This window comes from Aeoliella fuhlenseeensis (assembly GCF_052161615.1).
Lineage (GTDB): Bacteria > Planctomycetota > Planctomycetia > Pirellulales > Lacipirellulaceae > Aeoliella.
The window spans coordinates 1,323,019-1,348,471 of the sequence record NZ_CP197417.1 but is presented as its reverse complement, the minus strand read 5'-3'; the positions used below and the strand labels follow the sequence as shown (position 1 = coordinate 1,348,471).

The following is a 25,453-nucleotide window of genomic DNA, read 5'->3' as shown; positions in this document are numbered from 1 at the left end:
TAGGACTGCCCGACGAGAGAATCGCTTACTCATGGTGTGGGGGCTTTCTGATTTGTAAGGCTAGCATCCTGTAGATCACGGCCGCGGATCTCGCGAAACTGCTTGCTTGATACGATTGTTTCTACGGCCGACGCGAAACGGTACTCATTCTCGTGCAAGTTCACGATCATCTCATCCAGCAGCGGCTGATCGGAGAGCAGCACCGAGCGCCCCAATGCGAACCCCAATAGCTTTCGACAGAACTGCTTGAGAAACTCATCACGCCGCTGGGTTAAGATATATCGACGTAGCCCCTCGATCCCTTCGAATTCGCTACCGTCGAAGGCGGCAACGCGGTCGTCGATAGCACGGTTCGATTCGTCTAGCTCTCGAAACCTTCCGATCGCGTCGAAAGACTCCAGGGCGAATCCGTACGGATCGATCCGGCGGTGGCATACTGCGCACTTCGAATCGCTAACGTGTCGCTCCACCAGTTCACGAACTGTAAGCTCATTGTTCGAGGCAATGTCGTCCGGTAGAGGTGGCACACCCGGCGGCGGCTTCGGAAGTCGGTCTCCGAGTATTACCTCGCTGAGCCAAGTACCTCGTAGGATTGGACTGGTACGTGAGGCACCGGATTGTGTTGCCAGCACAGAGGCCTGGGCTAGCACGCCACCACGGCCGAACTGCTTTACACCATCCACTCGGCGCCAATGTTCGCCCGCCACGTTTGGAATGCCATAATAGAGGGCGAGCCGCTCATTCGCGAAACTGTAATCAGAATCGATTACATCAAGAATGGGTTGATTCTCTTGGATAAGGTGCGTGAAGAACTGGATAGTTTCTTCGTGAATGTCTCTTCGATGCTCTAAAAAACTAGGAAAGTGCCGCTCGCTCTTCTCATCCAGCTGATCAAAGTTGCGGACATGTAGCCACTGGCAACCAAACTCCAGTGCCAATCGCCGACTTTTTGGATCGACCAGCATTCGGCGACTCTGGGCGAGAAGCGTTTCCGTATCCGATAGCTTCCCCGATGCTGCTAGAGAACGTAGTTCTTCGTCGGGAGGCGCGGACCATAAGAAATAACTAAGGCGGGTCGCGATTTCCCAATCAGAAACTGGCGAGGAGTCCATCCCAGGTGGTGGCACCTCGATGCGATAAAGGAACTCTGGACTGGAAAAGATACCCGCCAAGGTTAGGCGAAATGCCTCCTCGTGCGGGACGCCCTGGTCGCGGAGGTTCTCATAGAGGGTATTTATCCTGTTCGACTCTGTGGAGGTAAGTGGTCTGCGAGCGGCGCGACTTGCAAAATCTCCAAGCGCTGTTAGTTGCAAGGATTCGCTGTCTATGAGCTGCTTCCGCAGGGCGTTGGCTTCTTTCTCAAACGTAACTTCCAGCGGCCGAAAATCGTCCGCGACACCTATCTCGCCGGCAGACTCCAGCCATTGCTCAAGGGCGGTGAGTTGCGAAAGCGAGCCCTGGCTAACGAACTGAAGCTGCTCCCACAGGCGGTCGAGAGTTTGCGCTTCACCTTCGTCAAGCAGCAACTGAGTGAAGCGGGCGTCGTCTCGATAATAGAGGCGTAGCGAGATGGCTTCATCGTGCGGAACTACCGAGGCGTAGCATACGGCCGCTGGAAAGAGTTCCCGAAAGTCGGCGAAAGAGCTGAGGACTGCTCGCCGGGCGGCTGAACTTTCGCCAACTAGGATCGGATGCAAAGGATCTACACGCCGATTCTCTCCGGCACTCACTTCTTCAATAATGGCGGGCATCGGCACGTCGGTCGGTCGCGTTATGTCTTCCGCAACCTCTCTTATGTCCACATGGCATTGGACCGAACCCTCTACCCCAATCTCTGACTCTAATATCACGTCGGCTTCGAATTGGCTCCCCTGCGCAATCTCTGCGGGGATCGCAAGTTGTAGGACGCACGGAGCGCGGACGCACAGGTTGTCTGGGCCGATTGCTTGACCATCAGGCCCCCGCCCGAAGTGCTTCTCCGTTCTGTCAAGTGAAGCCTGCTCCGACGACGATGCCACCTCGTGGATCGCCGCTCCCAGCAGGGGACCACTTATCGAGTGAAGCTGCTCCTTCAAATCCCGGTCGGCACCGCTGCAGAACGGGGGCAAATCTCGCGTCAGCAGGTCTTGCACCTGAACCGCTAACCGCTGGTGGTCCTTCTCGGTGGCTGCCTCGCGCCAACGAGCCAAGACCGAATTCGGGGGAATTGAAAGCTGCCGTTTGGAGGATTCTTCCGTTTCTGTGTAGAAGCTCCAGATGCCGGGGCGACCCTTGCTATCAGCATGGGGGTTACCAGCCATGATATCCATAGCAACGTCATTGGCCACATTCCACGTCTCGCTGCCATGGACGTCCTCCAACTCCAACTCAACGCAACAGTGGCTGCAGCCGCGATGCCCACCGTCCGATGTGACAATAAGAGAGATCAAATCGCCTTTGAGTATCGGAACATCGATCAGCGACACCTCCCCTGCCCTGGGCTTCGATGCCGCTGTCGGTAGGGTTTCCGAGAACAGCACCCGTCGGGTGCCACCGCGTCTTAACTGCAATGACCAGCTAACAGCATTCTCGAAATTCGATAGCTCTCTTAGCACCGAGGCGCTAATCCGCATCTTCGCACTCGTAGGGCTAGTCCATCCGATCGCAACGCTCTGTGTGGCGGACGGGTGCATCGCGACTCCGTGGGCCCTCATGGGCCCAGGCAACACTGTTTCCTTGTCCGCGGGATTCGCAACGATGTAGGGAGTATCGTTCCTTCCCCAGCCCACTACTCGGCTTTCGGCGCCAAACAGAGTCTCGGTAGTGACAAATCGATCGTACACCTTGGCTAGACCAGGTGTGCGCACTCCAAGATACTCCGCCCATGCCCTAAGCACCGAGGGACTGACCTTGAATCTCTCTGCTTGCTGCACCCAATCGATTTCATCCGCGGATTGCGAGATTTGGTGTAACGCAGCAAGGCAATTAGCCGTTTCCAGCACCGCCCTCTTGTGAATTGAGCGGGAGGTCTCTACGACGCGAGGGAGATCGCTTATGAGTAAATCCGCACGCCCGATCGCTGTCAGTCGTGGGCGTTGCCAAACGACGTAGTCATTCTCATTTCCGTCGCCAGCGTCACCGGCGACCAGGGAGAGGATGATCTCTTTGGCATTGGTGCGCTCGGGAATCGCTACTTGCACCTTCAGTTCTGACACGACAGGATTGACAGGGGTAAGCCATTGCTCTGGACCGTCTCGGCGTCCGATCTGGCCTACGGGAGAAAAACTCCATAGACGCTGCTGCCAAGTGTTGGCTAATGCTTGAAGCGCCGTGGCATCGGCTAAATCTGCATCTCGCCACGCATCTCGTAATTCGGCTAGAAGTGGTGAAAGATCTTCCGTGTGGAGGATGTCCCACAACAAATGCAGGTACTTTGGACTGAGACCGTGTCGCCGCGCCGCTTCGTCGATAGTGAGCCGCCCTTCCTCGATCAGTTTGCGTTCGCAGAGCGTAACGGCGAAGTAATTGGCCAGCGGTATTTGGCCCCCTCTACTACTGCCCCATTCAATACCGGCCAAGTTCATCTCTTCCTTGCCCAAAGGAACTGTGTAGCGGGCATAGACTTTGCGAATATCAGCGATTAGATCATCTGTCCAATCGCGTCGCGTCTTGTGAGGCGAGAACTCAAAGCCGTCGGGGAGCAGCACGGCGTGCTCTGCAATCTCCTTACCGGCGTCAAGATACTTCGACAATAAAGTCGGCGACATGACCAACGAATTGCCAGTGTTCGTAAACCCTTCGCCCGCCGCGCCGTCTGCTGGGAAATGCCGAGCTGGATCAAGCGACTCAATTCCCGTTAGATCTCGAATTGTGTACGTATACTCTGCATTGCTTAGCCTACGAAGCACGACACGGCCTGGATCGCCCGACCGCGCAGACGCGGCATACTTTAAGTAAGCCTGAAGCCAACTGCCCAGCTGCTCCCGCTGGCCTTCAGTTGGTTGAGGCGATCCTTCCGGCGGCATAAGCTGCTCAGACAGCATTTCCTCGGCGGATTGCCAGAGCGACTCCTCTCGCAGCGCACCGGCGCCATCGACAACTCGCGAGAAATCGACTTCACCTTCCACCGAATCACCGCCATGACAGGCGAGGCAGTACTTATCGAACAGCGGCCGAATCTCCGACTCCCACCTCGAGCCAAGGTTATCTTCGCCCGGTGGAGATGCACAAGAACAGGGTACTACCCCGAGAAGCAAGTATCCGATAAGTGAGAGCGCGACGAATTTGCCTAATGGGCGTACGGCGATTCCACCATCTGAATGATGATTGCTGGATCGCAATGCGCCGCGCTCTAGATAGTCCATCGGACGCTCTAAGGTTGATAGTACTCCGTTGACGACCTAATTTTCGTGAGCTGAAGATCACCGGTAAATGCCGATGGTTGCCAAAAACATATCGCATGTGTTCGCGATACTCTTAGCGTCTTGGCAAAGCCTCGACCTACGTTGAACCTTTGCCCGCAGGATACCGGTACTTCACCACTTATCCGTTCGAAACGGAGCCGCTGGGAGCCCAGCCGAGTTTCTAAGCGAGGATTGCGGGTCATTTATCCAGTTCATGCGAACTGCGACTGGTCGTGGGACTTGCGGGGATGACAGTGACACTTTATCGCCCTCGATACGGGCGGTAGCCGGGAAGAACTTTCTGTCAGGTCCAGCAACGGTAAACAAGTCGCTGAGGTTCCCACGCGCGACAAGTCCGTTTGCGTTATCGAACTCAAGACGGACCTCCGAAGCGCCGTACTGAACGTCCGCGAGTACGGGCCCTCTATCCTGCACGTCGCGTCCGTATACTTGCTTCAACGCAATAAGTGAGAGGCGCCTGCCAACATCGCGCTTGTTGCGTGGATGTAGATCGACAGAATCTCCAATGTCGATAGTCACGGCCATGCCCACATCCTCCAACCGCAGCGCGGCCGTCTGTGCCTCTCGCAGACGCGGCCACGACTCTTTGGTCAGATCGTCGTGCTGGTCATAGTTTGGCAACTGAACGAACAAGAAGGGGAGTTCGGGCTGCTGGAATGCCTCACGCCAGTGGCCGATCATCTTTGGAAAAAGAACTTTGTACTCCGCAGGTCGCGGTACGTTTCCCTCCCCCTGATACCAAAGAATGCCCGCTAGTGTGTAGGGTTCGAGAGGGTGGATAAACCCGTTGTAGAGGCCACCCGGCTTATTGCGATCGCTATCCTCCCACGGTCGCGTGGGTCGAGCTTCGGTGAATTCTACTCCGGACAGCTTGGCAGCATCTCTTCGCCCCTCCCATTGGCTAACATCTTGGCGGTGTTGCTGCGCTCGTTGTTGATAGGCATGCTCTAATCGTTGCCACTCATCGAAAGCAGGGATAGCCGCGGGCTCGTCGTAAAGGCTTTCAGCAGCCATCCACCCCTCGATGGGGCTCCCACCCAAAGTGGCCTTAATGATCCCAACAGGAACGCCCAACTCGGATCGCAGTTCTTTGGCGAAATGAAATCCTACGGCAGTGAATCGCCTCGCAAGGTCGGGCGAGCAAGACTGCCAGACTCCGTCTGCGAACTCCGAGGGCTCTTCGAGAATAGCTGACTTCACTTCGAAGTAACGGAGTAGCGGATCTCTAGCAGCGGCAATCTCCTGATCACCTCCTTCGGTCGAATCCAATGGTAGGTTCATATTGGACTGCCCCGAACAAAGCCATACATCCCCAACTAGAACATCTCGCAGCACAATCTCGTTCTCACCACGAACTTTCAATTCCCGCGGTTGCGAACTGGCGGCAAGCGGTGCGAGGCGAATCAACCAAGACCCTTTTGCATTAGCCACTCCGTCTTGCTTCTGGTCGGCGAACTCCACCGTGACCTGTTCTCCTGGAGTCGCTGATCCCCAAATGGCGACAGGCTTATCACGTTGGAGCACAGCACCGTCGGACAATAAGGTCCCAAGCTTGACCTCTGCGTGCGCTTCGAACGCGTTGAGGTGCAGCAGCAGCGAAAGCGCGGCGAGTCCTAGAATTGACTTCATCATCCACCTGTTGTTGAGAAGATACCGACCTAGTCAGACAATTCGCGCACCGCTTGATTGCGATCGAGCATCTTTTGATTGAGAGTATTTGCAGTCTTCGAGTAGGGTCCATTCACTGCATTGTGGAGTTGAACCATCTTAGCCATTAGCCTATCAACTACTTCTGGGTACTCGTCCCTCATGTTCCATTTCTCATTCGGGTCGATGTCCATGTTATACAACTCCACCTCTTCGTATTCCGAATTACAGTGGAGCTTCCAAACACCGTCGCGCAGGGCCAAGCCGGGAGCAGCCGCCCGTGTGTCGTCGCGCAGGACCACACCAAATGGGAACTGCCAAAAGAGCGGCTGCGCCCGTTGGACCGCGTCCCCCTGTAGTACGGGACGTATATCGACACCATCCAGCGGGTAGCTCCCATCGGTCGAGATGTTGTTGGCGGCGCAAAGCGTCGCCAGCAAGTCTGGAGTCCAGCTTACCTCGCGCGACTGACTCCCTGGACGAGTCACACCGGGCCACCGAATGATACCAGGTACCCGTATCCCTCCGTCGTAGAGATAATGCTTGCCACCTCGCAATCCGCCAGTCGAGCCTCGCGCTCGGTCGCTCCAAGGAATAAGATGTGGCTCGGGGCCATTATCGCTCGAAAAGATCACGATCGTGGATTTGTCCAGGCCGCTTTCCTTGAGGTAATCGAGAAGTCGTCCATACTGCTCATCCATCTGGGTTATCGCACCGCAGAAATACTGTTCGCTCTCCGGTCGTGCGCTATACATGTCGCGGTACTTCTCCGCGCAGTCCACCTCTTGATGTGGAGCAAAGCTCCATAGATTTATAAAAAATGGCTGCTTCGGAGCGCCGGCAATGAATTCAATTGCTTCATCAACGTATACTTCCGCAGTCCAGCGGTTGGGCGTCTCATACTCCTTACCGTTGCGTCTCCACTTCGAGTCGCGGTAGCTTCCATGCCGAGAGGCACCAAGCACCATGGAGTAGTCATAGCCGTAGTCTTGCATGGAAGGCTCGTCATCATGCCCCAGAAAACTGAGATGCCATTTCCCGATATGTGCCGTGCGATACCCGGCCGATTGCAGCAACCGTGGAAGTGATGGCTCCGCTACCGGCACGTGGTGAAAAACTTGCGGGCCTTGCTCACGAATCAGATGCTGCATACCGAACCGGTTCTGGATGCGTCCGGTAAGGAGTCCCGCCCGCGACGGGGAGCAGACAGGCGCAGTGACGTAGAACTGCTCGAGTCGGCAGCCTTCGACAGCTAGTCGATCGATACATGGGGTTTGTACGTAAGGATGCCCCTGGCACCCAAGATCGCCCCAACCCATGTCATCCGCGTAAAGGATGATGACGTTTAACCGAGAGTCGATATGGGCAGTAGCCCCACCTTCAGCGGAGGCAGCCTTGCTGTTCAAGCAACTTAGTGCCATCAAGATCATCCACGCGACACCAATATGGCGATCGCGCACTGTCACACCGAGCAGACTCATCTATGTTTTCTCTTGGTAGGGATGGCACGAGCAGCTACTTCCGAGGCGCGGTGTAGCCGAGGCGCACAAGATGCTCCTGCAACCGATGCCTCGTCTTGGCGACTTCGTCACTTTGATTGGCGAACTCTAAGGCATGCGATTCGTCAGGGTCGTGCTCCATATCGTAGAGTCTTCCATCGTCGTAGAGCTTCCATCGTTGATTGCGGACGAAACTTCCACCAAGGTGATGTTCGCAAAATACAAACTCTCGCGGCGAACCTTGCCCGTCGATTGCAGGAATGGTCTGACCGTCAAGCCTAACTTCGCGCGGAAGTTCTACACCCAGCAACGCAGCGGCGGATGGCATGAAGTCGACGATGCTAACAAGATCGTCGCTTACTTGGCCAGACTCAATTGCACCCGGCTGACTAGCAATCAAAGGTACCCGAGTGCCCCAGTCTGTTAGCGTACCCTTTCCACCGGCTATCTTGCGTCCACCCATCTCGGAGTAGACATCTTCGTAGACGAAGCGCTGACCCTCTGCGCGAATCAAGTTCACTTTGGCAGTGCCATTGTCGCCCAAGAACAGGACCAGAGTGTTATCACGTAGACCTTGTCCCTCCAGGGCGTCGAGGACTCGTCCAACGCAGTGGTCCATTTTCGGCACCATTTCCGCGTACGTGTCGTAGCGACCATTGGGTCCATAAGGGGCCGGTTTCTCAAGATCATTGGTCTCGGCATGGCACAACGTCATCGAGTAGTAAATGAAGAAGGGCTCACTTCCCTGGCGCCCTATGAAATCGACCACATAATCGCATTCGACATCCGGCCCGTAGCGATGGGCAGTGTCGCTCCGCACTTCGCCGTTCTCCCAAATAAGCGGATTGTAGAACCAGGGTCCTTCATGCCACCCGGTAACGCAGTACTCGTCGAAGCCGAGGCGATGCGGATGATCCCGATCTTCACTAATCAATGCGAGCTGCCACTTCCCCGATACACACGTCCTGTAGCCAGCACGCTGGAAGGTGTGGGCAATCGTGTGAGCCTCTGCTGCTTTAGGAAAGGTCATCCATTCAGGGTGTCCCAAACGAAAGGGATATTGTCCAGTTAGGAGTGCAATGCGAGTTGGATGGCACATCGGCATCACATAACACTGCTCGAACCGAGTGCCACTAGCTGCCAACTCATCGATCCGAGGCGTCTTGTACGACGTGCCTCCGTAACATCCCAGAACTTCGCGTCCCACGTCGTCGGCGAGAATAATGACGACGTTTTGCTTGGCCATCAACTCAGCCTGCAATCCCACCGGCAGGATAAGCACAACACCAATGGTGAACCACTTAAAGTACACTGCGACTACTCCTGTTTAGCGCCACTAGCATGCGTTTAGGCTCGCTGATTTACCTGACTATTCCACTAGCCAGAAGTAAGGCTTTCTGAACGGCTAGATCATGGTCTGCCGACCAGCGTGACACGGAATCACCTCGCACGGTAGCGGCAAAATCGCGAAGCTGGTCGTGATATCTTCCTTGCATTTTCGCCAATTCGATCTCGTTGTGACCGGCGCTGAATCCGCCGACGGGTTCGGCCAACGTCAGCTTGAGTTTCGGCTCTTCGAGCGGACGAATCTCGACAGTCCCTTTTTCGCCACACACTACAAACTGACGCCGATCGCCTGCGAATGGCTCGACAAAGGTCGCTCGCACGGTCGCCAATGCTTCGGGATACTCGAACACGGCTAACTGGTTGTCGACCACATCGTCCTGCTTCGGATAGAGTCTCTGTCCGAAAGCATGGACCTTTGTTGGCACCCCTAGAACCGTGACAACCGCGTCGATCACATGACTACCAAGGTCAAACATTGCGCCCCCGAGCGGCTCGTAGTGCGTCGCCCGGCGCTCCGCCGGACGCACCGTGCTCATGGTCGTGTTGAGCTCAAAGACTCTACCGAGCCACCCTTCGCGCACCGCTCGAAAGCAAAACTCAAAAGCCGGGTTGTAACGCAGCATGTAACCAATCTGGACCTGAACCCGTCGGCTGTCCGCTGCTGCGAACAAATCCGCTAGCTCGCGCACCGACCTACCTGGTGGCTTATCTACATGTACCGACAAGCCCCGATTGACGGCATTGGCAGCGGTGGGGATGAGGTCAACGAATTCGGTCTCCACCAGTACAGCACGCAGGCCGTCCTGGGCATAAAGCTCCTTCTCATTCATCCAGGAGAGGCCTGCATACTCGGGAAGCGACTCCGCAGCTTCTCGCAGTTTTGGATCTCTTTCCACGACACCAACGATTTCGAAGTCTTCGGTCAGATCACGCATGGCAGCCACCTTGCCGGCGGCATGGGAATGCGCCGTACCAATCACGCCAACACGAATCCTAGATGGGCTGTCAGATCCCGCCAAAGCGCTTCGCTGCATCGCCATTAGGGCGGAACTGGCAACAGCCCCTCCTACTGCTTGGGTGATAAAGTTTCGGCGGTTCATTGCATGGCTCCCAAGATAATGTGCACTGGATCGAGATTGAGACGCCGTGTTAGCTACACTGAATGTTTCGCGGACTGACGCGATGGCGCGCAGAACTTCGAATCCGTGGACATGCTCGCCCTAAAGATTCGCCTTCACCGCCTTAATTCCCGCAGTCGCCGAAAGCAACCCTGGATTTCGGCCGTAGAGAACAACTCGTGGAGGAGCCGCCCGCAAACTCGCTAGATACGTCGAAGAACCATCAGACTGACACTCTGCATAGTCGCAGCCCAGGAGGTACGGGGCAATGACAAACCTTGTCAAGAATATGTCTGTTTACGTCGCAACGTCGAGCCAAGTGCGTCACCCCTGCGCGTGCCTCTCTTCTAGTTACTTAAGGGCAGCAGAGTCGTCGTCTTGGGAAGGAACCTCTGAGTGTTCCGAGCTCACAATCAATCCACGACTATCATAAATATTGAAGTAGTACACTGATACCTTGGTAGGTATTCCTGCGCTCACCGTCGATGTCTCGGTATCGACGGTGGCTTCTAACTCTTTCCACTCGCGTGCATACCAATCACCGTGATCTTCCGTGTAGACAAGTCGAGCTGATTCGACATGAACACCTTCAGGTGCGACATACTTCGCCGATGCGTGTTCGTTCTGGTGCACTTGATTCATAATTTGAACGAGTGGCCTACCTTTATCGACCATAGAAGCGGCGAACTCGTAGATCTCTGGAGGGTCCCAGCCGGAACCATGGCCATGATCCATTCGGACGCGGATTGATACGGAGCGACGCCCTGTCGGCAAGCGGTACGACTGCTGAAACATGGGAAGATAGTAGTGCTTGTCGTTGGTACCGTTGATCCAGAGCATCGGACACTTGGCGTTGGGCAGATAGGTCGAAGGGTCCCAGAGTCGCATCCATCTATCGTGCCCGTACTCGTCAATCGCCTTCGACCAGGAAGGCCCTTCGTCGAGAAATCCGCAGCCGTACACCGGGATGGCGAACTTGAATCGCGAATCGACTCCCACCGCAAAACTAGTGAGATAGCCACCCCACGAAATCCCCGTTATGCCGACCTTCGACGAGTCGACTTCGGGAAGAGATCGCAATAGCGAGTTGGCCCGAATGATTGCCGACACGGCATGAAATGGCCACTGATCTTGCGGCGAATCTTCAGACTGATTGAACCCAAAACGCGGGGGGCCTGCAAATTCGTGACGAAATAGATCTGGGTTTTCTTGAACGTTCTTGGGTACGCTTCCGTTGGTGTCGATTGCGATCGCCGCGAACCCGTGGCTATTCCAAATCCGCACCCATTGCGCAAACGCCGTACCACCACCACCGTGGACGCACACAACTCCCGCATAGGGAGGCGTAAACTTCGAGCGATCTGGCAGTCCTATATAGGCATAGACCTTGGTCGGTCGGCCCTTGTAGGCCTCGCCATCGAATAAAATTGCTTGTACACCTTCCTCACCGTAGGCATCCGTTTCGGCGTACGCAGGGGGAGAATCGAACGCTTCTCGATTCCACTCCACTTCCTCAGATTCGGCACTGCAGCAGTAGGTAACGAAAAGAGCCACCCACAAAATCACGGGTAGCTTCAACCAGCAATTCCCGAAAAGGCGGACCCATATGTTCTTAGTAGGCATCTGCGAACCTTGATCTCTAACGTATCGAGAGGGGCTATAAGTTGATAGGAAATCGCACCTACCAATACTCCGGCACCTTCTAGCGGCCTTGAACACTGCGACGAAACTCTCGCGGCGTGACACCGTTCTCATTGGTGAAGACACGTGTCAGGTAGTTGTAGGTTGCAAAGCCACAGGCGTCAGCAACTTCTTGCATCGACATGCTAGTCTCCGCGAGCAGCGACTTCGCCTTCGCCATCCGCACTCTGCGAATCTCCTCTGTGGGAGACCGCGAGAGTGCTTGCCTAAACTTGCGTTCTAGTGAGCTACGCGAGACGGGCACGACCTTCAATATGTCACTAATCTGAATCGGGCCACATGCTTTGGCGCGAATGACTCGAAGAGCTTGGACGACATCTGGATCATCTATTGCCAACGTATCCGTGGATCGCCGCGACACGACGCCGGTCGGCGACAGGAGTAGCTGTGGTTGTGGACTTCGGCCCTCCCTCATCATCTGATCCAAGCTGCGCGCCGCCTCGTGCCCAATCTGTTCCGCCGGCACGTTGATCGCAGAGAGCGATGGCCACGAGGCATCGCAAAGCAACTCATCGTCGGCACCTCCCAACACAGCCACCTCGTACGGTACCGAAAGGCGTGCAAGCCGACATGCCTCGAGCAGGTTAGCTCCAGCGGTCGTCGCCCAAGTGAAGATGCCGACGGGGCGCGGAAGGGACCGCAGCCAGGCGGCTTTGTGTTTTAACTGAGCCGCATGCCCAGCAGTGGCCGTAGTTTTCGATGGGGTGTAAACATCGCACCCGTATCCAGCGTCTTCGACAACCCCGACAAACGCATCTCGGTGACGCCTACCGTAGTCTGTTTCTGGAAGGCCGGCGTAGCCGAATCGTACCAATCCTCGATCGCGGAAATGCTGCAGCGCTAGCGCAGCGGATTCAAAGTAATTGGTGGTCACTTGAGGGAAACAGTTGTTCGAAAGATGCACTGCGGAAACATTGACTACCGGCAGTCGCGTCGCCTTCATTGCACGTAGCATCTGCTTCGAGGTGATCCTCGCAATGATTCCATCGCCTCGCCAACCCGGCGGCAAGCGCAGTGCCTCGGCCTGGCCTCGCGCTTCAACCGTTAAATGCCATGGGCCGTGTTTATCCGAGTAACGGATAACGCCACGCACTACCCGCCGACCCCAGCCAGTCGCAGTATCTACAAGTACGGCAACATGCGGTAACTCGTCGCCATCCATCAATTCACCGCCTAAGTGAGTGGGCCGCTATGAAGAGCAAAGAGCGTAAAGCAAACGGATATATTCTTGGCAAATCTTTGCGTGGATGCAATAGGATAGAAAATGGCAGGGTCGCCAATTGTCATGCAAGTCGTATTCAAAAAGTGACGGGCACTGAAGCTACCGCAACGCATCAATACCACCTCCAGCTAGCGGTAGTCATTTCGTAACCACGATCAGATCAGCACGCTTTAGGCCGAAATGCCTCGCTCACGCCGAAGGCGACGATTTGCTAACCTTCCACTGGACTTACTGTCGCGCTCCACACTTGTCTATCCCGTATCGAGCAATAGCCTCTACGATTGCCGAGTTATCTAACGCGCCTAGCCCTATCTCTTCTGCAAATTGCAGAACGGATAGGTGCAGCTCAGAAAATGGAAGTCGACCTCCACGAAGGAACATTTGTTCTAGTAGTATCCTCACATCCTTCGCATGCTGTGACAACCTCGCTTGAGTAGCGAAGTCGCGAGCGATCATCTTGTCTCCCTTCGTATCCATGACTCCAGAGTAGGAATTGCACCCCTTTAGTACGTCGAGAGTGGATGGCATGTCGAGCTGCAAGGCTTCGGCCAATAATAGTCCTTCGGCCAGCGCTGCTCGATTCAAACCGAGAATCAAGTTACTTACCAGCTTGGTTTTGGTCGCACTTCCCCACGCACCCGCGAAGTACCGGGTTGGGGCCATCGCGTCGTACAAGTCTTGGCACGCCAGGAAAGCACCCTTCGAACCAGCTACTAACGCAACGCCTTGTCCACTACGCGTCTGGTCGCTAGACGCTACGAATGGCGACTCCAGATAATCTACACCTCGTGCCAACAATTCAACGCCAAGGCGTGCGGCGTCATCGGGAGGTGTTGTAGCGACATCAATGAACAGCTGTCCGGCGCTAAGGCTATCGGCGTGCTTTTCCAGAAACTGCTGAGTGTCATTGGAACAGTACAGGCAAAATAGGGCTCGTCTGCATTCACTAAGCGGATCGTTAGACCACTGGGCACCACGTCGCTCCAGCAAATCCGCCTTCGCTCGATGAAGGTCGTTCACTACTAGCTCGAAGCCTGCTTCAAGCAGCCGTTCGGCAATAGCGGTGCCGAGCAGTCCAAGCCCGACAACTGCAATCGGCGACTTCGCATACTTTGCATAATCTGTCATCGGGATCCAATAAATCGATTCAACACAATGCTTTGGTTAGTTAAGCCACTATCCCACCATACTCAGTTCACGATTGCATTCTCGCCGTAGCTCGCCACTGCCTCGGACTGGTATTAATGAACGTGCGGAACGCGATGCGCATGCCCTCCCGGCTCCCAAAGCCTGCCATATGGGCAATCGCCTTCACTGGTAAGTCGGTCTCCCGAAGCAGTCTTTTGGCCCTCCCGAGCCGACAGTAATTAATCTCATCGAGGACTGAATGCCCGATTACGATTGCAAACTTTCGATCCAGCGTCCGTCGACTAACCGTTAGCTGCTTCGCAACGTCATGGACGGAAAGCGGGCAATGACTTCTAGTCCATATATACTCGAGGGCGGCGAGTACCGTTGGATCGTCGATCTTTTGCATGGGCGCAATCGACTTTCCCTCGACGTAATTCGACTCAATCAGTGGCTGAAGTAAGTCGCCAAACAGCGAGAGCGCATGCAGCGAGAGCAGTCGTGAATTCTGCGCCGGACGGGAATGAATACGTTGCAGAAAATCGTCAAACCTCGCTTGCATCTCCGGAACTAAGCTTGGAAGTAGCGGAAAGTAAGCGAACGTCGGCAGGACATTGTACGTCTGATAGAGTCGATGGAATTGGGTACCGTTTGCGCTTACCCACCGCTCGGTCCAGCCGGTCGTTTTGCTCGGCTTGTAGCGATGCCATTCGTTGGGAAAAACGAGTAGCAGCGCGGCACCTTCAATTTGCACCGACCCAACCGCCTCCGATTCAAAGGTCCCTCCACCATTACTAACGAGGGTAATACGGTACTCGGGTAATGTTCGTCCAGTTCGCCAAGAATAATGATAGAGGGTCGGGTGCTCTTCTGGCGGATACACTTCGCCAGGTTGGCAACGATGACGCCCCGCGCCCACGACGTACCCCCCCCATTCCACATCGGCGGATGTCACTGGCAGATAATGACAGATTGACTCAGTTTGATTTTGTGAGCCTAACATAGGCACGAAAGATCAGTTCTACGTGTTATGGGTAATTGGATTTACACGGCAATTGGTAATGACTTTGCATGGACACGGACCAGAGTGGCGAGGTTGCACGCCAGTCGCCTCCCTGCCACCGTCCAACTGCCCCTTGCCCCAGCATGCGCGAGTAAGGTCGCAAAAAGGTCGGCCCAACTCAAGATTGCCGATGGAGCCCAACGTCTTCCTTCAGCAGTCGTTGCACGACTCCTGCGGAAGAGTTACTGCGCTATTTCAATGTTGGATATACCGTCGGCTCCCGGAGCGAACGAGTTTCCCGAAAAGGTAATGTTGATCGGCTGCGGCTCGCTCGATTCTACGTGTACCGCGAAGCGATAATTAGGCTTCCTGGCCGAGGACTGCTGCACCTCACTTTGAACGTCGTAAACCACGTTACCTTGGATCAGCACGTTGCGAAGGGGTGGGTTCGACGGCAACTGTGCAGCCTGAAGTGCAATGGCGTAAGTTGATCCACGATCGTCCTGGGCGCCACCGTAGTGCCAGTAATCATCCCCATAGCCCATTTCGGTGATAACGTTGTTAGCAATAGCAGTCCCACCGTCAACGTTCGAGACTTGCTCAGCATCTTCATCGAGTTCGCCATAATGTGAGCCGGCACCAGGATTCAGCAGGATGCCCCACAGATCGGCACGCGACACAATGTTATTGGCAAGCACAAGGTTGCGAGCCCCATGAGTAGCCTTTAGGCCGATCATTGCACCACAGATGATATTTCGAGCGCAAACTGATTGGTCGCAATGCATATCCACCCCCTGGGCGGCATTTTCGATGTAGTTGTCGACGATATGCACATGCTTTGTGTTAGACGGATCTCCCACGAAAATCGCTGAACCTTGATGCCAATTATTGGTGTAATTATCTTTCACCGCACGTCGCCCCAACTCTCCCAGTTCGGTTGGATGACTCCCTTCGGTAAGCCTTCCCAGGTCGTACTTTTCCTGGTTCTCACGGGTTGGACGGATTACTCGTTCGATGACTCGATTAGATCGAATACTCATACTTTGGCTTCGCCTTACAGCTATTCCGGTCCCGTCAATGCAGTTGAATGCATACCCAAGCATCGGATTGGCTGTCCGATCATCGACGCCAATGCACTTATAGTTCACCACCTCGCAATCCCTGATCGTACAATGCTGGCATTCGTCGAAACCAACGGCAGCACTCTGTGATTTATTGTTGAGGACTCGAAGATCATCGAGCGTAACAGCACTACTGCGGGCCACCAGCACGGCACTCGCCGTTGCACGGTCGGTGTCTTCTGGACGCGAAAGGGTCACATGGGCAATACGGACGTGCTCCGCATCTGCCACCACAACCACAGGCTCGTTAGGGTTGCGCTGAACGACGACACCATCTCCATCCAACCCGCTGTTATTGGTAGTAAAACGTAGCGGCTGATCGATCTCGTGCACACCGCCATCGAGAGTCACAACTCGGCCAGGATTCTTGTCAATCGCTTCCTGAATCGAATCGAAGCGGTCAACCGGAACGCCAGCGAAAGCTTGCCACCCCCCCAGCCCACCGCACCACACTACGACGACCTTAAGAGAAACCAATACGGTGATTGCTACGCGCTGTTCAAAGCCGCGGGTAGAAACAAACATAAGTAACACCTGTGAAAAGTTGCCAGGAGTCCGTGAAAGTCTCCCCTTCGAGCCGATCCGCCACTAACACGGCCCTCTTGAAGTTAGCAGCGGTTTCGTCCGATTGCAACATGCAATACGCCACGAATTAGGTCGCGATCGCGCCCGATATCAATCACGTCAGGAGCCTTTTAATACTGGCTCGACGATGACCTTCCAGACTCGCGCCCCAATGCTCGCGTGAGTTCGCATGCCACGATTTAGGCCACCCCAAACACATCGGTGTAGAGGCCGAAGACTATGAACCCTGCGATCACCTCCGCTTCTGGCAAGCTGTTCTAAAGAGCGGCTCGCACCCCAACACCCACCGACTACCTGTGGCATCTCACCTAGGCAAAGTAGTACGTGGGCTTCTCATTTCGAGGAAAAGGTATCGCATGTTGAGCGCCTCACGTCTGAAGTGCATGTAAACGACCACAGTATTCATTCACTTCATCGCGTCTCCCGCAGCTCTTACGAGGGCACGTCGAACATTCGTGCTGAACGCTGTCGTCCCGAATGGTTTCACGCGTGCCAACAAGTGGTACACGGTTACCTCTGGCAACGGCTGACGAGAGGCTTGATCCGTGCGTGCCAGACCAATGGGTACCAAGGCAATCGCTAAAGTGTTTCAGCGTGCAAGCAATATTCCGAGTAACACGAAATGAGCCACGCCCACAGAGTGATTTTCTTGCAGGATACTGCACAATATGACTGCTTTAACAAAACTCGCCCGGACTAATTGGCCTGTCTTTGAGCCAAATCACTTCGCGCCACAATTGCACGACGTTACCTTGCAAGCTACAGGTCATGGCGGCCTCTTCTCGTCCTGGTACTCCTCAATTCTCCGTCGATAGCAGGCCCTATGGATGCCTCGTTTCAGTCCGATTCGCTGGTGCCGCGCAAGTACCTCTATCCGTTCGTGCTGGTGACTTTTCTGTTTGCGCTTTGGGGATTTGCAAACGATGTGACGAACCCATTGGTCAAAGCGTTTAAGGACATCTTTCTCCTCAGTAACGCGCAGAGCAGTCTCGTCCAGACAGCTTTTTATGGTGGCTACGCGACGATGGCCATCCCTGCCGCGCTCCTAGTTCGATGGAGGTCCTACAACGCGGGGATCGCTGTCGGGCTATTCCTATTTGCAGTTGGAAACATGCTGTTTGTGCCAGCGAGCCTCTATCGCGACTTCTCGCTATTCCTAGTGGCCATCTACGTCCTATCGTTCGGCCTCGCCTTCATCGAGACGAGCGCGTACCCCTGCGTGCTATCAATGGGACCCGCCTCGACTGCGACTCGCCGGCTGAATCTGGCTGCCGCATTCAATCCCATCGGTTCCCTTAGTGGAATGCTTGTGTGCGGGGCCTTGATACTTCCCTATCTGAATGTGGAGGAATTTAGGGCGAAGGAAGTCCAAGAAAACCCTAGCTATGCATCCTTACTGCCTAGCGAAGCGGATGTTCGAATCACAGACGCGCTTGAAAGCTTCCGAGACAACCGACCACAGGAGCACCGGGAACTGCAGTCGCATGACTTGTCATTGATCAAGTGGCCCTACGTGGGGTTGGCGGGTGCCGCGGGATTGCTAATGGTGCTGTTTACGTTCTTGCGATTACCGAATGGCGATGTCACCGTACCACGTCAGAGCTTAGTCTCGACGTTAGGAGGCCTGCTCAGTGCTCGCTACATCGGCGGAGTCATTGCGCAAGCTTTCTATGTGGGTGTGCAGATCATGAGCTGGACATTCATCATCCACTATGGCGTGACACTACTGGGCATGAGTGCTTCAGAGGCACAGTATTACAATATCTGTGCCATGCTCCTTTATTTATCGTGCCGGTTCTTAGGCACAGCCTGCCTAAAGTACATCTCGGCACACGCACTTCTTACTTTACTAGCCGTAGGCGGTATGGCATTCAGCTCCGGCGCCGTATTCCTCGAAGGAATGGCCGGCATGTACTCACTCGTTGCTATCTCGGCCTGCATGTCCATCATGTTTCCAACGATCTACGGAATCGCATTGAAAGGCCTAAACACCGAAGAAGCTAAGCTCGGTGCCGCTGGCCAAACTTTTGCAATCGTGGGTGGCGCAATACTGCCATTCGCGCAAGGAAGCGTCATTGACCTGGGCACCGTAGAACTGCTGGGAGAAACCGTTGACGCCGTACGTGCGTCGTTCCTCCTGCCCTTCGGCTGTTTCGTCGTTATTGCGTGCTATGGCTTCCTGGTAACCTTTCTAGCGAATCGGGAGCCAGGCGAAGCTAACTCTTTTAATTGACAGGTATCCCCATGAACGAACATCAAGTCAGCCGCGTCCATGCGGCGTTGGACCATTTTTGCATCGAAACTCCCTCGTGGGGCTTTTCGGACACCGGCACCAGATTCGGTAAGTTTTTCCAAGATGCGGCGGCCATTAATACGGCCGACAAGCTTGCCGATGCCGGGCATGTGCACGCGTTAACTGGGTGCTGCCCAACGGTGGCCGTCCATGCGCTCTGGGATTTCACTCCAGATAGCGATCCAGCCGAGGTCGCGCTCGAAGCCCATCGCCATGGGGTGTGTATCGGGGCAGTGAATCCTACGCTGTTCCAGAGCCAAGAGTACATGCTCGGATCCTTCGCGTCGCCTGATCCAGCAGTCCGCCAGATGGCAATAAGCCATGCGATTGACGCGATCGATATTGCACGACGCGTCAATAGCAAGCTTCTCTCGCTATGGTTTCCCGATGGGACGAACTATCCAGGACAAGACAACATCCGGAATCGAAAAAGGCACTTCACCCAGGCTTTGCAGGAGTGCCATAACCACCTAGATGAGAATCAGCGTTTACTCGTCGAGTATAAACCGTTCGAGCCGGCCTTCTACCACACCGATATTGCAGACTGGGGGATGGCTTACCTTTTGGCTAAGGCCGCTGGGCCCCGAGCCAAGGTGCTCGTCGACACAGGGCATCATTATTTGTCGCAGAACATAGAGCAGATCGTTGCCTGGCTCCTCGACGAGAAGATGCTAGGGGGCTTTCACTTCAACGATCGTCGATACGCGGACGACGACCTGACGCTAGGCTCCATCGATCCCTATCAGATATTCCGGATCTTTCACGAGATTCATGGATACGCTGCGGATCAAGGGGGCGCGTACCCCGAGATCTCCTACGTGGTCGATCAATGCCACAATATTAAGCCGAAGATCGAAGCCATGCTTCAAACCGTCACCACCGCGCAGCAATTGTACGCCAAGGCCGCGTTGGTGAATCATGAAGAACTATCGAAACATCAATCTAAAGGTCAGATCGTAGATGCCGAGGAAGTATTGAAGAAAGCCTTCAACACCGACGTGACTGGCGCCATTGCCGAATGGAGGCGAGGTCGTGGTTTGGGGGCCGACCCCCTAGCGGAGCATCGCGCTAGCGGATACGCCCAGGACGCCGCGCGGGATCGTCGCCGCCGCCGGGAAGAAATGGGCATTAAGCAGACTGTCTGCTTCGTTTGAGCTTCTAAAGCTGCCTGCAGCCACCTGTCGATTCGCGCTCGTTGTCGGGCAAGTACTTCGCACCTGCATCGCAGCGACTTGCAGCTCGTACTTTGCTCCTTCGCACGGACTCGATTGGTGGCATTTTATTGCCATGGGTGGGCGAATGAAGTAGCTTGATTTAGTTGCTCTTCCGATCGAGAGCATGACGTTCGAAAACGGCGGCGGGCATTTAAATAGCTACCGCCTGAATTGTTCTCGATGATCTAGCAGCGCAAGCGTATCCCAAGGTCTGAGAAGAAGTGATATGCAGATTTCATCTTGCCATTTCGTGATACTCGCGCTGGTGAAGGTAGTTGCATGCCTACTATTGTCCCCGTTGGCTTCGAAGGGGACTGCTAAGGAGGTCCTCGACTTCAATAGAGATGTCCGGCCGATACTTTCTTCGAAGTGCTTTGCTTGCCATGGACCTGATGAAGAGAGTCGAGCCACGGAACTTCGGCTTGATGAGCCACACAGCAGCTTGAGCGTCATCGTGCCGGGAGATGCGGAGCAAAGCGAGTTCTACCAACGGATCACCGCACAAGAGATCGACCTTCGAATGCCACCGGTCGGTTCGCACAAAGTACTCAAGCCGCAAGAGATTGAAACGCTGCGGGTATGGATTGAGGAAGGCGCTCAATACATGGAACTGTGGTCACTCGTCCCGCCGCGGCGAGGCGACTTGCCAAAAGTTCGCCGGAGTGAGTGGGCGAAGTCTTCAATCGACCAGTTCGTGCTGCATCGCATGGAAGTAAACAACTTATCGCCTTCGCCCGCTGCCTCGGCGGACGTGCTTCTCCGCCGCCTGTGGCTCGACCTGATCGGGTTACCCCCACTGCCGAAAGACGTGCAAGCTTTCGAAGAACAGGTAGCACGACTAGGAATGGATCGCGCCTACGAGGAGCAGGTCGATTCGCTACTCGCAAGACCGGAGTACGGCGAGAAGTGGGCAATGCACTGGCTAGATCTGGCTCGTTACGCCGACACCAATGGTTACGAAAAGGATGAGCCTAGGAGCATTTGGGCATTCCGCGATTGGGTAGTCAATGCTCTGAACCAAGATATGCCGTTCGACAAGTTCACCATCCATCAGATCGCGGGTGACCTAATTCCAGATGCCAGTGAAGAATCTCGGATTGCCACCGGCTTCCACAGGAATACGATGCTCAACGCGGAGGGAGGAATTGACCCGCTCGAATACCGCTTTCGAGCGATTACCGATCGGGTAGCGACGACGGGAACTACTTGGCTTGGTCTCACGCTGGGTTGTGCACAATGCCACACCCACAAGTACGACCCCATCACCCATCGCGAATACTACGAGATCATGGCGTTCCTCAACAACGCCGACGAGCCCGAAATGGAATTGGCTGCCCCCCAGCTTGATGAGCAGGTGCGTCAGAATCTCGCTCGGGCGAAGCAATTAATTGACGAACTTCCCAACAAATGGCCACAAACCACCGACAGCGAGGGCACCTCCCCAGCACTACGGGCTCGAAGAGAGTTTGATCGCTGGCTAGTGGCCGAAAGGGCTGCGCGCGTTGATTGGGTGCGACTCGCGCCTCAGGAAATGCAAAGTACGTTGCCAACTGTAACTGCCCTGGACGACGACTCCGTTCTCGCGTCGGGCGACACCACGAAGGACGATGTGATAACTGTCGTCTATCAACTCCCTAGCACAGACGTCACGGCTTTTCGCCTCGAAGCCTTACCGCATCCGAGTTTACCTGGGGGCGGGCCCGGCATGACCTACTACGAGGGAACCAAAGGTGACTTCTTTCTTAGAGACCTTAGGATTGAGGTCAACCGCTCTGCGGTCACCGTTTCCAAGGCAACGGAAAGTTACGCAAAAAACAAGTACCAACATGAGGTGTCTGCTCAGTTAGCAGTGGACGACGACCCCCATACCGGCTGGTCCATCGAAGGGGGATCGGGCAAACGCCACACCGCAATATTCCACCTAGCCGAACCGATTCAAGGTCCCACTACGGTCGAAGTTACGCTTAGCTTCGGGCGGCATTTTGCCAGTACGTTGGGCCGCTTTCGTTTCTCTTACACTTCCGCGCCTAATCCCGGTAAGGCGCTCGCTCAACCACCCGAAGTCGAACAAGCTCTTGCAGTCTCGCCTGACAAAACAACTCCTGAGCAGATGCGCGCTCTTTGGGAATACTTCCTTCTGACAGCTCCCGAACTAAAGGACTCTGCGGCTGAAGTGCTCGAGCTACGCGAACCGCCAGAAAGGGCAACCTCCCTAGTGATGCAGGAACGTCCCGCAAATGCTCCGCGCACAACTTTTATCCATAATCGAGGAGAATTCCTACAGCCAACGGATCCTGTCACACCAGGAGTTCCCCGTGTTCTGCACAAGTTCAATCAACATTGGCCACGCACCCGTTTGGGGTTTGCGTATTGGCTGGTGTCTCCCGAGAACGCGATCACGCCTCGGGTGGTGGTAAATCGACAGTGGGCCGCGCTGTTTGGTGCCGGCGTGGTTCGAACTGTCGATGACTTCGGAGTCCTTGCGGATCCTCCATCGCATCCCGAGTTGCTTGACTGGCTCGCAGTGGAGTTTGTCGATAGCGGTTGGTCGCTCAAACATATGCACAAGCTTATGGTCATGAGTGCTACCTATCGTCAATCGAGCGCGGTCTCCGTTGAGCATCTGGAGCGCGATCCGGAGAATCGCTGGCTTGCGCGAGCCGCGCGGCCACGGCTAGCAGGCGAATTGGTTCGTGACGCGGCGCTGCATGCTTCAGGTATCCTATCGAGCAAAATGGGAGGACCGGGGGTACGACCACCGCAACCGTCAGGTGTGACCGAAGTGGTCTTCGGAAATCTTACGTGGGAGGCAAGCAGTGGCGAGGACAGGTATCGACGTAGCCTTTACACCTTCAAGAAGCGCGTTGCACCCTTTGCCATGTATGAGATATTTGACTCACCGAGTGGAGAGTTTTGTACTGCGCGCCGGCAGATTTCGAATACACCGATGCAAGCCCTGACTCTGCTCAATGACGCAATGATATTGGAAGCAGCTCAGCACTTAGGTCGGCGAGTAGCAAACCGAAGTGGCGACGATCCTGAACGAGCCAACTACGCGTTCCGCCGAGTCCTTGTTCGCCCCCCTAGTGATGCGGAATTGCGAGATATCTGCGAGTTTATCGAGGCCCAGAGGCGGCGCATCAGCGAAGAAACATTGAATACCGCGGCGATAGCGGGTGCACCTGCGAACGCATCTGAAGTCGCTGTGTGGACCACTCTTGCTCGTGCTCTGCTAAGCCTAGATGAGTTTCTAACGAGGAACTAAAGTATGCGTGATCCCCGAAACCCAGGCTTGCAGTTGTGCAGGCGGCAGTTTCTAACCAACGCCGGTTTGGGCTTTGGTAGCACAGCGCTCGCCGGTTTGCTTGCAGGCGGAAACCCGTCGAAAGCTACGGCCCATCCACAAACAACGGCAGTGCGACCCCTTCCGCACTTTTCAGGAAAAGCTAAACGCGTAATTCATCTCTTCATGGCCGGGGCACCGAGCCAATTCGAGTTATTCGACTACAAACCGGAACTAGCTCGCTTAGAAGGCACGTCGCTGCCGCCGTCGGTAATTGGCGACCAGCGCTATGCCTTCATTCGGCCGGATGCTGCGGTGCTAGGACCACGATTCAAGTTTGCGAAAAATGGGAAGTCAGGAGGCGAGCTTTCCTCTGCCCTCCCCCATCTGGCAGAAGTCGTCGATGACATCTGTATATTGCGAGCAGTACACACTGACCAATTCAATCACGCCCCCGCCCAGATCTTTCTCAGCACCGGATTCGCGCAGCCCGGTAGGCCATCGTTAGGATCGTGGGTGCTCTACGGCTTGGGTACCGAAACAAACCAGCTGCCCTCTTACGTCGTCATGAGCACGGCTGGAGGCGTTACTGGAGGAGCCTCCCTGTGGTCCAGCGGCTTTATGCCCACGAGCCTGTCGGGCGTCCAACTGAGAGCCAATGGCGATCCGATTCTCAATCTCTCGAATCCGGCGGGTGTGGACGAGCGTCTACAGGCGGATACGTACCATCTCATTGAGTCGCTGAATCGGCACCGTCTTCGAGAGACTGGCGATCCTGAAATTGCGACACGAATTGCCTCGTTCGAAATGGCGGCTCAACTCCAGGTATCCGCGCCGAACTTAACAAACTTGGCCAATGAGAGCGCTGCCACACTTGAGATGTATGGCTGCGATCCCAGTAAGCCCTCATTCGCCCGCGCCTGTCTACTAGCGAGGCGAATGGTAGAACGAGGCGTTCGCTTCGTTAGCATTTTCCATGAAGGATGGGATGCCCATTCGGATGTCGAAGGCAATGTGAGAGACAATGCAGAGCAAACCGACCGGGCGAGCGCGGCTCTGATCAAGGACTTAAAGGCACGCGGGCTACTCGACGAGACGCTTGTGATCTGGGGTGGCGAGTTCGGTCGGACACCAATGGTTGAAGCGAATCTCGCACTCGGAAGAAAACTTGGCCGCGACCATCACCCCCAGGCCTTCTCCATGTGGATGGCAGGCGGGGGAATTCGTCCCGGGATCACTTTTGGTGCTACCGATGAGTTTGGATTCCATCCCGTGGAGTCATCCGTGCACATTCACGACGTCTTGGCCACGGCGTTGCATTGCCTCGGTATTAACCACGAGCAACTGACCTTCTCCCGTCAGGGGCTCGATTTCCGTCTCACAGGCGTCGAACCGCGGCGGGTAATCCGCGAAATCCTCGCTTGAACTGTGCTCCTCATTCAGCGAGTGCGTCAAGAACGGCCACGCATTCCGCGATGGACTTCGATTCATCAGCGGGGCTACTCCAACCGCGTTGCCACATGCTCTTGGCTAACTAAGCGGCACGCGACGCTCACCCGCACAGCGGCTTGCCGCATTGAGTTCGGCATCGCGTTCCGAGTCGGAGGCAATAGCTAGTGGAAATGAAACACTATTGCTTCCAGGATCGGCCAACGTGCAGTGGCACTCCGCGGAACGGCCTGTGTACCAGTCGGTCTAAGCAAGAGTCTTAACTCAAGCAACGGCGGGCGATCACTTCGGCGATATTGAACCCTCAATTCCAGGGAAAAAGATCCAAAGCCGGGTCTAGAGCGTGTCTCAACACGTGGCATGCGGCCTCCATGAAGTTGCTTACTATACCCTATACGCACTTCTAGCGCCTCGAGCGAATGAAACGTGTTGTTCAATCG

The 25,453-nt window shown here is 55.2% G+C and carries 14 protein-coding genes; 4 read left to right on the top strand and 10 right to left on the bottom strand.

Annotated features, from left to right (window positions below; all coding sequences use genetic code 11):
- Window positions 1–29 precede the first annotated feature (29 nt).
- From SH292x_RS05315 to SH292x_RS05270, 10 genes are all read right to left on the bottom strand, one after another.
- The gene (locus SH292x_RS05315) at window positions 30–4,343 is read right to left on the bottom strand and encodes a DUF1592 domain-containing protein (protein ID WP_442484547.1); all 4,314 of its coding nucleotides are present in this window, start codon (window positions 4,341–4,343) and stop codon (window positions 30–32) included.
- 171 nt (window positions 4,344–4,514) lie between these two features.
- On the bottom strand, window positions 4,515–6,035 hold the full coding sequence (locus SH292x_RS05310) for a sialate O-acetylesterase (protein WP_442484546.1): 1,521 nt from the start codon (window positions 6,033–6,035) through the stop codon (window positions 4,515–4,517).
- A 26-nt stretch (window positions 6,036–6,061) separates the two neighbouring features.
- On the bottom strand, window positions 6,062–7,531 hold the full coding sequence (locus tag SH292x_RS05305; RefSeq protein ID WP_442484545.1) for a sulfatase-like hydrolase/transferase: 1,470 nt from the start codon (window positions 7,529–7,531) through the stop codon (window positions 6,062–6,064).
- Between the two features lie 34 nt (window positions 7,532–7,565).
- Window positions 7,566–8,861 (bottom strand): sulfatase-like hydrolase/transferase, encoded by a 1,296-nt coding sequence (locus tag SH292x_RS05300; protein WP_442484544.1) that lies wholly within the window; start codon window positions 8,859–8,861, stop codon window positions 7,566–7,568.
- A 49-nt stretch (window positions 8,862–8,910) separates the two neighbouring features.
- The gene (locus SH292x_RS05295; RefSeq protein ID WP_442484543.1) at window positions 8,911–9,996 is read right to left on the bottom strand and encodes a Gfo/Idh/MocA family protein; all 1,086 of its coding nucleotides are present in this window, start codon (window positions 9,994–9,996) and stop codon (window positions 8,911–8,913) included.
- 369 nt (window positions 9,997–10,365) lie between these two features.
- Entirely contained in the window at window positions 10,366–11,568 is a 1,203-nt protein-coding gene (locus SH292x_RS05290; RefSeq protein ID WP_442484542.1) for an alpha/beta hydrolase family protein, read from the bottom strand.
- Between the two features lie 148 nt (window positions 11,569–11,716).
- Complete coding sequence (locus SH292x_RS05285; RefSeq protein ID WP_442484541.1) at window positions 11,717–12,877, bottom strand: substrate-binding domain-containing protein; 1,161 nt, start codon at window positions 12,875–12,877, stop codon at window positions 11,717–11,719.
- A 288-nt stretch (window positions 12,878–13,165) separates the two neighbouring features.
- A complete protein-coding gene (locus SH292x_RS05280; protein WP_442484540.1) occupies window positions 13,166–14,065 on the bottom strand; it encodes an NAD(P)-dependent oxidoreductase in 900 nt (299 codons plus the stop codon).
- A gap of 67 nt (window positions 14,066–14,132) precedes the next feature.
- Complete coding sequence (locus SH292x_RS05275; protein ID WP_442485848.1) at window positions 14,133–15,068, bottom strand: helix-turn-helix domain-containing protein; 936 nt, start codon at window positions 15,066–15,068, stop codon at window positions 14,133–14,135.
- A gap of 242 nt (window positions 15,069–15,310) precedes the next feature.
- A complete protein-coding gene (locus SH292x_RS05270) occupies window positions 15,311–16,714 on the bottom strand; it encodes a hypothetical protein (RefSeq protein ID WP_442484539.1) in 1,404 nt (467 codons plus the stop codon).
- Between the two features lie 883 nt (window positions 16,715–17,597).
- Between SH292x_RS05270 and fucP the strand changes: the two genes are divergently transcribed.
- The 4 genes from fucP (at window position 17,598) to SH292x_RS05250 (ending at window position 24,989) form a co-directional block, all read left to right on the top strand.
- On the top strand, window positions 17,598–19,007 hold the full coding sequence (gene fucP, locus SH292x_RS05265) for an L-fucose:H+ symporter permease (RefSeq protein WP_442484538.1): 1,410 nt from the start codon (window positions 17,598–17,600) through the stop codon (window positions 19,005–19,007).
- Window positions 19,008–19,018: 11 nt separating this feature from the next.
- Window positions 19,019–20,221, top strand: coding sequence for an L-rhamnose isomerase (locus tag SH292x_RS05260; RefSeq protein ID WP_442484537.1), 1,203 nt, complete (start codon window positions 19,019–19,021; stop codon window positions 20,219–20,221).
- A gap of 286 nt (window positions 20,222–20,507) precedes the next feature.
- On the top strand, window positions 20,508–23,546 hold the full coding sequence (locus tag SH292x_RS05255) for a PSD1 and planctomycete cytochrome C domain-containing protein (protein WP_442484536.1): 3,039 nt from the start codon (window positions 20,508–20,510) through the stop codon (window positions 23,544–23,546).
- 66 nt (window positions 23,547–23,612) lie between these two features.
- Window positions 23,613–24,989: a DUF1501 domain-containing protein gene (locus SH292x_RS05250; protein WP_442484535.1), complete on the top strand. Its 1,377-nt coding sequence runs from the start codon at window positions 23,613–23,615 to the stop codon at window positions 24,987–24,989.
- Window positions 24,990–25,453 lie beyond the last annotated feature (464 nt).

Bases quoted from the DNA above. Each gene is read 5' to 3' on its own strand.
- SH292x_RS05315 (WP_442484547.1), bottom strand. From the start codon at position 4,343: ATGGACTATCTAGAGCGCGGCGCATTGCGATCCAGCAATCATCATTCA.
- SH292x_RS05310 (WP_442484546.1), bottom strand. From the start codon at position 6,035: ATGATGAAGTCAATTCTAGGACTCGCCGCGCTTTCGCTGCTGCTGCAC.
- SH292x_RS05305 (WP_442484545.1), bottom strand. From the start codon at position 7,531: ATGAGTCTGCTCGGTGTGACAGTGCGCGATCGCCATATTGGTGTCGCG.
- SH292x_RS05295 (WP_442484543.1), bottom strand. From the start codon at position 9,996: ATGAACCGCCGAAACTTTATCACCCAAGCAGTAGGAGGGGCTGTTGCC.
- SH292x_RS05285 (WP_442484541.1), bottom strand. From the start codon at position 12,877: ATGGATGGCGACGAGTTACCGCATGTTGCCGTACTTGTAGATACTGCG.
- SH292x_RS05280 (WP_442484540.1), bottom strand. From the start codon at position 14,065: ATGACAGATTATGCAAAGTATGCGAAGTCGCCGATTGCAGTTGTCGGG.
- SH292x_RS05275 (WP_442485848.1), bottom strand. From the start codon at position 15,068: ATGTTAGGCTCACAAAATCAAACTGAGTCAATCTGTCATTATCTGCCA.
- SH292x_RS05270 (WP_442484539.1), bottom strand. From the start codon at position 16,714: ATGTTTGTTTCTACCCGCGGCTTTGAACAGCGCGTAGCAATCACCGTA.
- fucP (WP_442484538.1), top strand. From the start codon at position 17,598: ATGGATGCCTCGTTTCAGTCCGATTCGCTGGTGCCGCGCAAGTACCTC.
- SH292x_RS05260 (WP_442484537.1), top strand. From the start codon at position 19,019: ATGAACGAACATCAAGTCAGCCGCGTCCATGCGGCGTTGGACCATTTT.
- SH292x_RS05255 (WP_442484536.1), top strand. From the start codon at position 20,508: ATGCAGATTTCATCTTGCCATTTCGTGATACTCGCGCTGGTGAAGGTA.